The organism is Moritella sp. (genome assembly GCF_013215705.1).
GTDB lineage: Bacteria > Pseudomonadota > Gammaproteobacteria > Enterobacterales > Moritellaceae > Moritella.
The window spans coordinates 1-12,931 of sequence record NZ_JABSQR010000010.1; the positions used below are offsets into that span (position 1 = coordinate 1).

At 38.9% G+C, this 12,931-nt stretch carries 15 protein-coding genes; 6 read left to right on the forward strand and 9 right to left on the reverse strand.

The window, feature by feature from the left end; all coding sequences use genetic code 11:
* Positions 1-258 precede the first annotated feature (258 nt).
* On the forward strand, positions 259-1,266 hold the full coding sequence (gene nadA, locus HRT96_RS07930; RefSeq protein WP_293155055.1) for a quinolinate synthase NadA: 1,008 nt from the start codon (positions 259-261) through the stop codon (positions 1,264-1,266).
* A 95-nt stretch (positions 1,267-1,361) separates the two neighbouring features.
* Here the strand turns inward: nadA and HRT96_RS07935 are convergent, their stop codons facing one another.
* The 3 genes from HRT96_RS07935 to HRT96_RS07945 all read right to left on the reverse strand — a co-directional run bounded on the left by HRT96_RS07935 (position 1,362) and on the right by HRT96_RS07945 (position 4,140).
* Positions 1,362-1,751: a helix-hairpin-helix domain-containing protein gene (locus tag HRT96_RS07935; protein WP_293154676.1), complete on the reverse strand. Its 390-nt coding sequence runs from the start codon at positions 1,749-1,751 to the stop codon at positions 1,362-1,364.
* Between the two features lie 280 nt (positions 1,752-2,031).
* Entirely contained in the window at positions 2,032-2,577 is a 546-nt protein-coding gene (locus tag HRT96_RS07940; RefSeq protein ID WP_293137251.1) for a septation protein A, read from the reverse strand.
* Between the two features lie 114 nt (positions 2,578-2,691).
* Positions 2,692-4,140 carry a peptide MFS transporter gene (locus tag HRT96_RS07945; RefSeq protein WP_293154678.1) on the reverse strand — a complete coding sequence of 483 codons (1,449 nt, stop codon included), beginning with the start codon at positions 4,138-4,140 and terminating at the stop codon, positions 2,692-2,694.
* Positions 4,141-4,466: 326 nt separating this feature from the next.
* Here HRT96_RS07945 and rfaH point away from each other — a divergent pair, with 326 nt between their 5' ends.
* Positions 4,467-4,991: a transcription/translation regulatory transformer protein RfaH gene (gene rfaH, locus HRT96_RS07950; protein ID WP_293154680.1), complete on the forward strand. Its 525-nt coding sequence runs from the start codon at positions 4,467-4,469 to the stop codon at positions 4,989-4,991.
* Between the two features lie 65 nt (positions 4,992-5,056).
* Here the strand turns inward: rfaH and HRT96_RS07955 are convergent, their stop codons facing one another.
* Positions 5,057-5,437: a type IV pilin protein gene (locus HRT96_RS07955; protein WP_293154682.1), complete on the reverse strand. Its 381-nt coding sequence runs from the start codon at positions 5,435-5,437 to the stop codon at positions 5,057-5,059.
* 220 nt (positions 5,438-5,657) lie between these two features.
* Between HRT96_RS07955 and glnS the strand changes: the two genes are divergently transcribed.
* Positions 5,658-7,304, forward strand: a complete 1,647-nt coding sequence (glnS, locus tag HRT96_RS07960; RefSeq protein ID WP_293154684.1) for a glutamine--tRNA ligase — start codon at positions 5,658-5,660, stop codon at positions 7,302-7,304.
* 143 nt (positions 7,305-7,447) lie between these two features.
* On the opposite strand, the gene fur is transcribed toward glnS, so the two are convergent.
* From fur to HRT96_RS07985, 5 genes are all read right to left on the reverse strand, one after another.
* On the reverse strand, positions 7,448-7,873 hold the full coding sequence (gene fur, locus HRT96_RS07965) for a ferric iron uptake transcriptional regulator (RefSeq protein ID WP_293154686.1): 426 nt from the start codon (positions 7,871-7,873) through the stop codon (positions 7,448-7,450).
* A 421-nt stretch (positions 7,874-8,294) separates the two neighbouring features.
* Positions 8,295-8,822 (reverse strand): flavodoxin FldA, encoded by a 528-nt coding sequence (gene fldA / locus HRT96_RS07970; RefSeq protein WP_293137065.1) that lies wholly within the window; start codon positions 8,820-8,822, stop codon positions 8,295-8,297.
* Positions 8,823-8,854: 32 nt separating this feature from the next.
* Positions 8,855-9,127: a LexA regulated protein gene (gene ybfE, locus HRT96_RS07975; RefSeq protein ID WP_293154688.1), complete on the reverse strand. Its 273-nt coding sequence runs from the start codon at positions 9,125-9,127 to the stop codon at positions 8,855-8,857.
* Positions 9,128-9,161: 34 nt separating this feature from the next.
* Positions 9,162-9,377 (reverse strand): DUF2788 domain-containing protein, encoded by a 216-nt coding sequence (locus HRT96_RS07980; protein WP_293137069.1) that lies wholly within the window; start codon positions 9,375-9,377, stop codon positions 9,162-9,164.
* 47 nt (positions 9,378-9,424) lie between these two features.
* Entirely contained in the window at positions 9,425-10,192 is a 768-nt protein-coding gene (locus HRT96_RS07985; RefSeq protein ID WP_293154690.1) for an alpha/beta fold hydrolase, read from the reverse strand.
* Positions 10,193-10,362: 170 nt separating this feature from the next.
* Here HRT96_RS07985 and seqA point away from each other — a divergent pair, with 170 nt between their 5' ends.
* The 3 genes from seqA (at position 10,363) to HRT96_RS08000 (ending at position 12,924) form a co-directional block, all read left to right on the forward strand.
* Complete coding sequence (seqA, locus tag HRT96_RS07990; RefSeq protein WP_006032869.1) at positions 10,363-10,983, forward strand: replication initiation negative regulator SeqA; 621 nt, start codon at positions 10,363-10,365, stop codon at positions 10,981-10,983.
* A 98-nt stretch (positions 10,984-11,081) separates the two neighbouring features.
* Positions 11,082-12,101, forward strand: coding sequence for a vitamin B12 ABC transporter permease BtuC (gene btuC / locus HRT96_RS07995; RefSeq protein WP_293154692.1), 1,020 nt, complete (start codon positions 11,082-11,084; stop codon positions 12,099-12,101).
* Positions 12,102-12,129: 28 nt separating this feature from the next.
* Entirely contained in the window at positions 12,130-12,924 is a 795-nt protein-coding gene (locus tag HRT96_RS08000; RefSeq protein WP_293154694.1) for an ABC transporter ATP-binding protein, read from the forward strand.
* Positions 12,925-12,931: the final 7 nt, after the last annotated feature.

Sequence of the window (12,931 nt, forward strand, 5' to 3'; positions counted from 1 at the left end):
GGGATGGAGCAGTCTGGTAGCTCGTCGGGCTCATAACCCGAAGGTCGTAGGTTCAAATCCTGCTCCCGCAACCAGTTAAAACGATAGATAAAACTATTGTAATAATAAACAAAAAAGCCTCGCTAATAGCGAGGCTTTTTTGTTTGCGTCGAAAAAAAATCACGCTAAATTACGTTTTCATGACAATGCCATGTATAATACGCGAAGATATATTTTTTGAGCACTGAGTAATTAGCTATGATCCCCAATGTAGTAGAAATGGAATACCCATTCCCAAAAAAACCAGTTCCGTTATCGGCACAACAAAAACTGGAATATAAAGCCCGAATTAAACAGCTTTTAAAAGAAAAAGATGCAGTATTAATTGCACACTATTATACAGATCCTGAAATTCAAGCACTTGCTGAAGAGACCGGCGGTTGTGTTGCAGATTCTTTGGAAATGGCTCGCTTTGGCAATAATCATCCCGCTAAAACGCTAATCATTGCCGGTGTTCGTTTCATGGGTGAAACGGCAAAAATCTTAGCGCCAAATAAACGCATTATCATGCCAGCATTAGATGCGACGTGTTCATTAGACCTTGGTTGTCCTGTTGAAGAATTCTCAGCATTCTGTGATGCGCATCCTGATCATACCGTTGTGGTATATGCAAATACATCGGCCGCCGTTAAAGCGCGCGCTGACTGGATTGTAACATCAAGTATTGCATTGGATGTGGTCGAGCACCTGGATAGTGACGGTCAAAAATTAATTTGGGGTCCTGATCGCCATTTAGGTGCTTGGATTGAAAAACAAACTGGCGCGAAAATGGTTCGCTGGCAGGGTGCTTGTATCGTCCATGATGAATTTAAAGCATCAGCATTAAAACGCTTGAAAGAAGAAAATCCTGACGCTGCGGTTTTGGTTCATCCTGAATCACCTGCCGATGTAATCGATCTTGCCGATGCGGTTGGTTCAACGAGCCAATTGATTAAAGCGGCAAAAGAACTACCACAACAAAAACTGATTGTTGCTACGGATAAAGGTATCTTCTTTAAGATGCAACAAGCGTGTCCTGAAAAAGAAATGATTCCGGCTCCAACCGGTGGTAATGGCGCAAGTTGTCGCAGTTGCGCTATGTGTCCTTGGATGGGCATGAATGGCCTGCAAACGATTGAAGATTCATTGGTTAATGATGAAGGTCATGAAATTTTTGTTGATGAAGAAATTCGTCTTAAAGCACTTATTCCATTAGAACGTATGTTGAATTTTAACGTATCAAACTAAGCGTCTAACGTTAATAAATTAATTAAGCCTGAATGCCTTTGCTTCAGGCTTTTTTTATCGTTACGCATCGCTCGGAGCCAATTTTATAGCGACGACTATAAGTCAGTCACAGTAATTCTCCCTGCCAACTTGGTGATAGTCCCTTTTCCTATCCCCTTTACGTTAACTAAATCTGTTGTTGTTACGAATTCACCATGGTGATCACGCCATTGTATTATTTGGGCTGCTTTATATGCACCAATACCTGGTAAGGCGGTAAGCTCTAATTTAGTGGCTGTATTAATATTTAATGGCATTAATAGCGCATCTGCTGATGTCGAGGAGTGGCTGAGATCAAATGCTGTGGTTTCGGTTGTCGCAATAGGATCAAGGTTTATTGATGTCAGTTCTGATATGGCGGCTTGTTCTGCATTCGCCTGTGATAATAAAAGTAACGGTGCGGTAACAGCAATATACAGGGCTAAGCGATTCATTTTTTTTAGCATTTTAATTCCTTTATAGTGATAACAATGAGTTATTCTTTCAGAATCAAACTGTAGTAATAATGCGTCTTTTTGTTATCAACAATAGCCTCGTTGTGGGCGCTATCACATCTTTGAGTGAGGAATTTCATGAATGCTCAAATTTTGAGTATTAAGAAAGTATTAGGTGTTACCTGAAGGGGGAGTTTAGGTGAAGTACTACATTCAATGAACTAATCATAGTGTAATCATAGTGCAATTAAATGCAGTACTCAAATAGGGTATAGTCAGTGATTACGGAATCTTATTTATTATCACTGTTTTCTTTTGGCATGTAGCGATAGAGATAAACAACAGTTAATATCGTGAAGACTAACATGATACCGAGTACACCGAACACTTTAAAATCTACCCATAGCTCTTCTGACATGTTAAACGCAATGTAATGATTTAAACCTGCAAGGGCTGAGAAAAATATTGCCCACGCTGTGTTGACACGTGACCATACAAACTCAGGTAAAACCATTTCTTTACCTAACATCTTTTTAAGTAGATTGTGTTTGAAGCCATACTGACTAACCAATAAAACAATTGAAAATAGACAGTAAATAACCGTTACTTTCCATTTTATGAAGCTTGAGTCTTGAGTGAATAAGGTAATGCCACCAAATACAGAGACCATTGCAAAGGTGATTAATTGCATTTTTTCAACTTTACGGTATTTAAACCAGCTAAAGATTAATGTACATGCTGTTACTGCTATTAACGCTGCTGTTGCGGAATAAATATCGTACATTTTATAAATAATGAAAAAGACGATCAGGGGAAGAAATTCATTAAATTGTTTCATAAAGTTTTTGACTCACGGCTAACGATGTCATCTAGTTTATCATGAAAATCGCAGATAAAAAAACAGCCTCACGAAGAGGCTGTTTTTACATTTTTTTAAATCAATGATTCAGTATTAAGCTGTTGCTGTAGCTGGTTTTTGATTCGTTGTATCTTCTTTGCTAATTACTTGACCTTCTGCACCGTGCATCCAGTAAATTAGTTTATGTGCTGAGAAAAATAGGATCAGTGATGAAATCACCGCGGCGATGGCAATGCCACCAAAGATAGCCATCGGACCTACCGCCCCAATTTGTGCACCAATCATACCTGCCACTTTACTCGCAATTGCTTGAAAGCCAAACCATGCACCCATCATCAGTGATGCTAAGCGTAGTGGTGCTAACTTAGTTATCATAGATAGACCGATTGGAGAAAGACATAATTCACCCATGGTATGGAAGAAGTACGCACCGACTAACCAGTACATGCTTGTTTTAACGGTTAAGTCACCACCTTGCTCGAGTGTTGCAAAGATCATGAACACAAAACCTATGGCTAACATCAATAGTGCCATTGCAAATTTAACTGGTGATGTCGGCTCTTTAGGACCCATTTTAATCCAAATCATGCTTACGATAGGTGCACAGGTAATAATGAAGAATGGATTGAGTGATTGGAACCAAGCAACTGGTACTTCAAAACTACCAATCATACGGTCGGTATAATCATTTGCGTAAAGGTTCATTAGACCACCGGCTTGTTCGAAGCCAGCCCAGAAGATGATAACAAATAGACCTAAAACTAAGATAACTTTAATGCGGTCAACTTCAATCGCTGTCAGTGTTTGTTTTTTGCCTTTATTTTCAGCAAGTGCTTTTTTAGCTGCAGCTTCAATACCAATGTTACCTAGGTATTTGTTAGCAAATAGTTTCTGCAATACCACGCTCAGTACCATAGCGATACCAGACATTAAGAAACCATATTTGTAATCGCCGGTGTACACTACAACTGCGCCGACCAGAATACCGGATAGGAAAGCACCAATGTTAATACCCATATAGAAGATAGTGAACGCGCCATCACGACGGTGATCACCCTCTTCATATAGATCACCAACCATGGTTGAGATGTTTGGCTTGAACAAACCGTTACCAGCGATCAGGAAAGCAAGACCCAAGTAAAGACTTGCTGTCGTGCTGAGTGCTAATACTTCTAGTGGTGCAAACAAAAGGAATTGACCAATTGCCATCAAGATACCACCAAAGAGCACACTTTTGCGTTGTCCTAGGAAGTTATCAGCTAACCAGCCACCAATAAGTGGGGTGATATAAACTAAGCCGGTATATGTACCATAAAGAGAAAGCGCATCTGCTTGAGTCCAGCCTAAACCTGGAATACCTGCTTGGTAGTTAGGATCGGTTAATAATGCAGCCGCTTGTTGGTCTTGGGTTACTGAGACTAGAAAAAGAACCAGAATTGCACGCATGCCATAATAGCTAAAGCGTTCCATCATTTCTGTACTAAATAAAAGGAATAATCCTTTTGGATGACCCATAAATGTATCTGAATTATTAGGATTCATAATATCGCCTGTGTTGTATTTTTGTATTTTTGTATTTTTTTATATTTACAATTTTATGCTGATAATTGATCTATTATCAGTTGATTCATTCTTTTATATCCCTTTTGGTAGAGACTGACAAGCGTGGATATCAATTTTAAGAGCTGTATCACCCTAATTTGAGCTGTTGTTCTGTTGTTGAAACGAAAGTGTTAAGTAAGTGTTGTTTTTATGAATATTTGTGGTTGATATATATACATTTAAAAGTAATTTTCATTTTGACTTTAATTTCATTGAAGTTGACGTAAAATTAAAAGTGAGATCATGATTAGGATAATCAAGTCAAAATGGCGGATGATAAGAAAGACTGGTACTTACTTTACTGTAAAGGAAAAGAAGAACCTAGGGCATTAACAAACCTAAAAAATCAAGGGATTGACAGTTTTTACCCTACGATGACCGTTGAGAAGAAACTGCGCAACAAGTTGATTTTCAAAGACATTGCTATTTTTCCCAATTATTTATTTGTTGCAATAGATAAGAACACGGCAAATTTTAATAGTATTCGTTCTACCCGTGGCGTCATTGATTTTGTTAAATGTGGGGAAAATTACACGAAAGTGCCAGCGGCATTGGTGACGGAGTTAAGAGCAAAACAACGATACCGAGATAAATCGGCAAACGAAGTGACGGTATTTAGCGAAGGTGAAACAGTGATCATTCAAGATGGTGCCTTTAAAGGAATTGAGGCTATTTATCAGTGTAAAGATGGACTAGAACGTTCGATGTTATTGATTAATTTGATCAATAACACCACAACAATGAGTGTCGCTAACGGTGAGATAAAAAGTAAGTCAGACAACGAACATTAAGTATTTGGCCGACATTAAGGCTTCTCTTCACAACATCATTTTTAAGTTACAACGCTTCTTTTTGGTTACCAGCAGATTGCAGGTAACCGCGTTAAATTATGATCTAAACTCAATTCTCGACACTCACTATCATGACGTTGATCATTTATCGCTGTTGCGGTTACTCGGTACTGATTGTTTGTTGCGATGACAATCGTGTACTGGTATTTACTGCTACTGAGCTCAATCGCTAAATTACTCAACTCAACGTATTGTTGCTGCCGACTAAAATGATCCGTTTGTAATAAGCTGATGGTTGCCAACTTCATTTTAGCTTGATCGCGATATGTGGTTAATATGTTGTGGTGGTAATTTGGTGCCGCTATACCCACTAAAATACTCATGATGGCGAGTGTGATTAGCAATTCAATGAGCGTAAACCCTGATGATCTAAACAATTTTAGCATTATGTTCCCCGTTATTATCAAGTTGGCTTGAGTCTAGGTAATAAATCAACTGTTGATGATGTTTTAAACAGCGTTGTGATGGTGATTAGGCTTAGGTGAAGGTTAATGGCGCTGGAACAAGGTTAACTGGCCCGCATTAGCATTTAGTTGTTGTGTCTGGGGCCATTTTGTTAGATTATTACTCACTATTTTATTAAAAATTTACTGTTTGAGGTAAGGAATGAGTCAGGCCGAAGTACGCCCAACGAACTTTATTCGTCAGATTATTGATGAAGATTTAAATTCCGGCAAACATACTAATGTGCATACGCGTTTTCCGCCAGAGCCGAATGGCTTTTTGCATATTGGTCATGCCAAGTCTATTTGTTTGAACTTTGGTATTGCTGACGATTACCAGGGACAGTGTAATCTACGTTTTGATGATACTAATCCAGAGAAAGAAGACATTGATTACGTTCATGCCATTCAAGAAGACGTAAAGTGGTTAGGGTTTAACTGGGATGGCGAAGTTCGCTATTCATCAAATTACTTCGATAAGTTATTCGAGTATGCAGTTGAACTTATTCAAGCGGGTAAAGCGTACGTTTGTTTCTTAAATGCCGAAGAAACTCGTGAATATCGTGGAACCTTGAATAAGCCAGGTAAAAACAGCCCATACCGTGACACGAGCGTGGAAGAGAATTTAGCGCTATTCAATAAAATGCGTGATGCTGGTTTTGCTGATGGTGAATGTTGTTTACGTGCAAAAATTGACATGACTTCATCATTCATGTGTATGCGTGATCCAATTATCTACCGTATTAAACGTGCTCATCATCACCAGACTGGCGATAAATGGTGCATTTACCCAATGTACGATTTCACCCATTGTATTTCTGATGCGATAGAAGGTATTTCACATTCTATCTGTACATTAGAATTCCAAGATAATCGTCGTGTTTACGATTGGGTATTAGACAATATCTCAATTGATTGTCGTCCGCGTCAGTATGAATTCTCACGTTTAAATATTGAATATACGATGATGTCTAAGCGTAAGCTTAACGCACTAGTGACAGAAAATCATGTAACTGGTTGGGATGATCCACGTATGCCAACAATTGCTGGTTTACGTCGTCGTGGTTATACCGCTGCGTCAATTCGTGAATTTTGTAAACGTATCGGTGTAACGAAGCAAATCAATACCATCGAAATGGGTATGTTAGAAGCCTGTATCCGTGAAGATCTTGAAAATTCAGCACCACGTGCAATGGCGGTTCTTGATCCAGTTAAATTAGTTATTACTAATTATCCAGACGATCAAACTGAGCAATTAATTGCACCAGCACACCCTAAACTAGATATGGGTACCCGTACGCTGCCATTTAGCCGTGAATTATTTATTGATCGTGCGGATTTCCGTGAAGAAGCGAACAAGAAATATAAACGTTTAGTATTAGGCAAAGAAGTTCGCTTACGTAATGCATACATTGTTAGAGCCGATGACGTTGTTAAAGATGACGCGGGTAATATCATTGAAATTCACTGTACTTACGATGATGAAACACTGGGTAAGAACCCAAGTGATGGACGTAAAGCGAAAGGCGTTATTCATTGGGTATCTGCTGCTGACGCTGTTGATGCGGAAATACGTGTTTATGATCGCCTATTTAAAATAGAAGATCCTACCAGTGTTGAAACATTAGAAGAAGCATTGAATGAACAATCATTAGTTGTGATCAAAAAAGCTAAAGTTGAACCAGGTCTTGTTACAGCGAAAGCTGAAAGCGCATACCAGTTTGAACGTGAAGGTTACTTCTGTGCCGACAGTAAAGATTCAACAGCGGATAAACTGGTGTTTAACCGTACCGTATCTTTACGCGGTTAAGCATGTTTATAAGCTAGGCAATATAACCTCAGACATAATATTTTTTTTCTTGGGGTTTTTCTTGGTGCTATAGCAACGTAAAAAAGACGTATAAAAAAAGGAGCTATAGGCTCCTTTTTATTTATCTGGTGTTTAGAGTGCGCCTATTTGTGGTTACACTTGCCATCTAATGAACGGCCATACAGGTATAAACTGTGGGCTTGCAATGACATTCCATTGTCGGCCGCAATGTCACGTTGACGATCTTCGATCAAGTCATCATGAAATTCAATTACGTGGCCACAATCAAGACATACAAGATGGTCGTGGTGTTCTTGAGTTGCCAATTCAAAAACAGATTTACCGCCTTCAAAATAATGGCGTGTCACAATTCCGGCATCATCAAACTGGTTAAGTACTCGATATACTGTCGCTAGACCAATTTCTTCGCCTTTGCTAAGCAATTGTTTGTATAAGTCTTCGGCACTAGTATGCTGACTGCTAGGGAGTTGTAATAATTCTAAAATTTTAATTCGTGGCAGTGTTATTTTTAACCCTGCTTTTTTTAATGCATTTTTTCTATCAGTCATAACGTTCTCATTTTAAAATAGAGAAAAGTATTTTTTCTTTATATTCTTAACCATTATATGACGAGACGCAAAAACAATAAACCTCATATTTGTTAAAGCGGGATATAATTACAGATATTTAAGTATTAACCTGCAATTTGTTAATACTGGTATGACCAGGTGGCGTTTAGTGAGGGTTAAATGCAACAAAATATGGCCACAGTTTGAGATGTTAATTAAAAACATCAATGGCACGAAGTCGAAAAAATTATGCGTACGCTCTATATTCGTAAAAAAGAGAAGTATTGCATACCTGAAACTGCAGTTTCGTAATGAGATGCTAGCGTGATGCTGTAAGTATAAGAGGTAAATATAAGGAGAGAAGATAAGGTAAATAACGTGTTAGTACGTCGTTTTACCTTTATCTTAATATACTCAAAGATTAATCTTCTAGTTCAGCAAGGCACATTTCGCTGTGGATCTGGTTTACCCAAGCTTTAACACGTTCTGCTGTTAATTCTGGTTGGCGGTCTTCGTCGATACCTAAACCAACAAAGTGATTGTCATCAGTGAGCGCTTTCGACGCTTCGAAATCATAACCTTCAGTTGACCATTCACCGATTATTGTCCCACCTTTTGCTTCAACAACGTCACGTAGTGTGCCCATTGCGTCGAGGAAGTACTCAGCGTAATCTTCTTGGTCACCGCAACCAAAGATTGCAACTAGTTTGTCAGAAAAATCAATTTCTTCTAGTGACGGCATGAAATCATCCCAATCACATTGGGATTCGCCATAATACCAAGTCGGAATACCTAATATTAATAGGCTGAATTCGTTAATATCTGCAGTTGTTGATTTTGCAATATCTTTAACATCAACAAGCTGTTTACCCAGTTGTTTCTGGATCATCTTAGCAACTACTTCAGTGTTACCAGTGTCACTACCAAAAAATAAGCCTACGCTAGCCATTCTTAAATTATCCTAATAGTTTTAATTTAAACTTATCTTGCTACATGAGTGTGCAATAATTGTTGTATATATTCACTGCGTGTCATATTAGCACTTTTTGCTTTCATATTTAACATATCAAATAAGTCTTGTTCGACTTTTAATTCAATACGTTTTAATCCATTAGCCTTATCTCGGTTCAATTGATTACGTTTATTATGTTTCAACTGCTCTTTGCGTGAGAGTGGGTTGGTTTTAGGTCTACCTGCACGCTTCTCTTCAGCAAAAAGGTCAATCGTGGTTCTATCTAAATTTTCCTTTGCCACGTTTTTTCGCCATTGCAGTTAATAGTATTAGTAATTAAATCTGGGTTTCCCAGACAGTGATCAATATTTCTTTAAACACAAAGCCAGCCATACCAAAACAGAGTACAAACCAAACCGATATACGTCCGAATCGAGGTACGTTACCTTTTTTTAGTACGTCGTGAATTGCCATACCGATCAAGAAAAACAGCACGACAAAGAATAGCTTAATGCCTACAGCTTCAATTAAGTCAATGTATTCATACAACATATCAATTTTCACCTAAAGTACGAATGGGCAAATATATCACAATGTGACTAATGACTAAATAAAAAATCGACTATTATTTTATTAAATATCATCGGTTTTTCGGCATGTAACCAGTGTCCTGTACCTTGTACTAATTTTGCTTTTGCCTGTGGGAAGTATTTGGCGATCGCCGATTTATGCGCATTAGTAATATAATCTGAATTCATCCCCTTGATAAATAACACGGGTTTATCATACTGTTTATTCACTTCTGGCCAATCCGAAATAGCGTCGTATTGGGCAATAATTGTGTCTAACGCATAGTAAAAATCAAACTGGCCTTGGCTATTTTTATATAAGCCTTTGAGCAGGAATTGTTGCACACCAGCTTCTTCAACATGCTCAGCCAGTTTTGCTTGCGCTTCACTGCGGCTGCTGATGTCTGCTAACTGTATATTTTTTAAACCGGCAAAGACATTGTTATGTCGAGGTGGGTAATTCACTGGTGCAATATCAGCTACCGCCAAACTCGTCACGCGAGTCGGGAAGTTTAGTGCTGTACGCATCGCAATTTTACCGCCCATTGAATGGCCGACAATGTGCGCTTGTTCAATTGTTAAATGATCCATCAACTGAATAATATCATTTGCCATATCATCATAATGCATACTATCATGGCGCATAGATAAGCCATGGTTTCTGACATCAACTGCGATGACTTGATAGTCAGTTTTTAGTTGTTTAATTAACATGCCTAAGTTAGTGGCACTGCCAAATAAACCATGGATAACGATAACAGGAACACCCTGACCGTATATTTTGTGATTAAGTAACATATATCTCTCCGTTATTGTGGCTGATTCTACCGCAATAATTAGCTTAATGTCGTGTATGAATTGTCGATAAATGCATCACAGAGGTAATATTTTTCTTTTAACCATAGAGAGAAATCTATTCTCAAGGTATAATTAAACCAAATTTATAAGCAAGGATTTACTAGTTAAATATGAAAACGATTGAGCTTGAAGACGACCTATATCGTTATATTGCTAGTCAAACGAAAGATATTGGCGAAAGTGCATCAGATATTTTACGTCGCTTACTTGATGTATCAACAGATGTTTCTGCAGATTTGACGAATGTTGAAGCATTGCAGCAGCATGTAGTGGACACCAACAGTGAGACTAAGCAAACGGTAACTAAATCACCGGTAATAGTAGAACCTACACCTGTATCTGCACCTATTGTGGTCGATACAGAAGTAGAGGTAGTTAGCCATTCTACATTGCCAACCAGTATCGCTAAGCTTATTAAAAATAAGAAATTTAAAGAAACGACGGTTTCGGTGACTAAGTTTATTCAGATTTTATCTGTGCTTTATGCTGAAAACCCGAAAGAGTTTGATAGTGCGACTGATATTAAAGGCCGTAAACGTATTTACTTTGCAAAATCTGAAAGTGAATTGTTAAGTGCTGGTAATACCACGAAGCCGCGTCATATTGAGCATACGCCATATTGGGTTATTACTAATACCAATACGGGACGCAAACGTAATATAATTACGCAACTGATGGCTGAAATGGGCTATACCCATGCGTTAATTGATGCTGTAAGCCAATCTATTTAATTACAGCCTGCTGACAAGGTATTTGAAATGTGCTTAAGCGTTATGCTGACATTATTTGAAGTGCCTTGTTTGTTTCTTTTAGATCCCCCACTTAAATTATGATCGACCTACTTAAATTACAGCGTGCTAGTACGAAAAAAAGTCGAACTACCCTTATCTTGTTATCCATTTTCCTTGTTGCTGTTACTTTTATTTCACTCGCGTCGGGTAACTTTAGTATTGGTGTCGATGATCTTGTTAATGGTTTATCGCCTTTGCAACAACAAGTATTATTTGAATTACGTCTGCCACGTATTATTACCGCTATTTTGGTCGGTGCTGCGTTAGCTGTTGCGGGTTGTATTTTACAAGTCTTGCTGGCTAATTCACTCGCCGAGCCTGGTGTGATCGGCATCTCATCGTTTGCCAGTTTGTTTGCGGTGTTATCGATTGTTTTTCTTGATACCTTGTTCCCACAGTGGGCCGGTCTACAGCATTATATTTTGCCATTATCGGCTTTTATTGGGGCCAGTTTAGTCACGTATTTACTGTATCAAGTGACCAAAAATAACTTGCCGACGACAAAAATATTATTACTTGGCGTGGCGATTGGCATCTTTTCTGGTGCCATTATGACCTGGCTGTTGTATTTTTCTGATGACAGTAGCATGCGCCAAATGCTGTACTGGATGATGGGGAATTTAGCTTATGGCGCAGATCTGATTTATATTGCGGTGATCCCCTTAAGTTTGAGTTTTATATGGATAATGGGCCGTATTGATGCACTTAATCTTTTACAGTTTGGTGAACAGGGCGCTTTCCAGTCGGGTATTGATGTGCCTAAATTACGTATTCAGCTTATTTTATGCGTTGCGGTATTAACAGGAATATCTGTTTCAATGGCGGGGGTAATTAGTTTTATCGGTTTAGTTATTCCGCATATTCTCCGCATATTAGTGACTAGTCAATTACGTTTTCTGGTGCCTGCTTCTGCATTACTTGGGGCGAGTTTTTTATTACTGGCAGACCTGATTGCCCGCAGTGCATTTGCTACTGCTGAGTTACCTGTTGGGGCCATTACTGCCAGTCTCGGCGCCCCCTTTTTTATCTATTTGCTATTACGTAAGCAAGTAGCTTAATGCATATTAGTATGGATAAAAAAATACGATGAAGAAACCGGCAATATTAACGCTTGTCGACGTTAACTATCAACAACGCTTGTTTGATATCAATATCTCAATTGATGACGGTGGTTGTTTGTTTTTATTGGGGCCTAACGGTAGTGGTAAAAGCACGTTATTAGCATTGCTTGCAGGTCATACGCAAGCTTGCGATGGCGAATATCGATTGGCGGAGCGTAGCGTCACTGATTACCCTATTGCCGAATTAGCGCTGCAGCGTGCTTGGCTACCACAAGCATCACCGCCACCGTTTGCGATCCCTGTATACCAATTCATTGCGTTAGGCTTACATCCATTGGGGATAAGCTTGGAAGATGAACAAGCTTGTCAGGTGATTAATCAGTTATTATCGCGTTTGGATATCGCTAAGTTAGTTGAGCGTAATTGTGATCAATTATCCGGTGGTGAATGGCAGCGGGTATTGATTGCCCGTACCTTAGTGCAAGTATCACCGCGACTAAATCCACAATCAATGTTGTGCTTGTTAGATGAACCTCTAACAGGACTTGATTTAAAACATCAAATTGAAGTACTGCAAATATTAACTGAACTTTCCGAGTCTGGTATTACGGTGATTGCCTCTATCCATGATCTTAACCTTGCCCTTAATCATGCCTCTGAAGTGTTATTGTTAAAGGCGGGACGTGTGGTTGGGCAAGGTGATGCAGCACAAGTATTAACGGTTGATGCCATTAAACAAGTCTATGATGTTGATACCGAGTTGCTGGCGGTTAATGGCCGCCAATTTATTGTATCTGCAGCGCTGCCTGTATCAGTTTAGTTAGACT

Bases quoted from the DNA above. Each gene is read 5' to 3' on its own strand.
- nadA (WP_293155055.1), top strand. From the start codon at position 259: ATGGAATACCCATTCCCAAAAAAACCAGTTCCGTTATCGGCACAACAA.
- HRT96_RS07935 (WP_293154676.1), bottom strand. From the start codon at position 1,751: ATGCTAAAAAAAATGAATCGCTTAGCCCTGTATATTGCTGTTACCGCA.
- HRT96_RS07940 (WP_293137251.1), bottom strand. From the start codon at position 2,577: ATGAAACAATTTAATGAATTTCTTCCCCTGATCGTCTTTTTCATTATT.
- HRT96_RS07945 (WP_293154678.1), bottom strand. From the start codon at position 4,140: ATGAATCCTAATAATTCAGATACATTTATGGGTCATCCAAAAGGATTA.
- rfaH (WP_293154680.1), top strand. From the start codon at position 4,467: ATGGCGGATGATAAGAAAGACTGGTACTTACTTTACTGTAAAGGAAAA.
- HRT96_RS07955 (WP_293154682.1), bottom strand. From the start codon at position 5,437: ATGCTAAAATTGTTTAGATCATCAGGGTTTACGCTCATTGAATTGCTA.
- glnS (WP_293154684.1), top strand. From the start codon at position 5,658: ATGAGTCAGGCCGAAGTACGCCCAACGAACTTTATTCGTCAGATTATT.
- fur (WP_293154686.1), bottom strand. From the start codon at position 7,873: ATGACTGATAGAAAAAATGCATTAAAAAAAGCAGGGTTAAAAATAACA.
- fldA (WP_293137065.1), bottom strand. From the start codon at position 8,822: ATGGCTAGCGTAGGCTTATTTTTTGGTAGTGACACTGGTAACACTGAA.
- HRT96_RS07980 (WP_293137069.1), bottom strand. From the start codon at position 9,377: ATGTTGTATGAATACATTGACTTAATTGAAGCTGTAGGCATTAAGCTA.
- HRT96_RS07985 (WP_293154690.1), bottom strand. From the start codon at position 10,192: ATGTTACTTAATCACAAAATATACGGTCAGGGTGTTCCTGTTATCGTT.
- seqA (WP_006032869.1), top strand. From the start codon at position 10,363: ATGAAAACGATTGAGCTTGAAGACGACCTATATCGTTATATTGCTAGT.
- btuC (WP_293154692.1), top strand. From the start codon at position 11,082: ATGATCGACCTACTTAAATTACAGCGTGCTAGTACGAAAAAAAGTCGA.
- HRT96_RS08000 (WP_293154694.1), top strand. From the start codon at position 12,130: ATGAAGAAACCGGCAATATTAACGCTTGTCGACGTTAACTATCAACAA.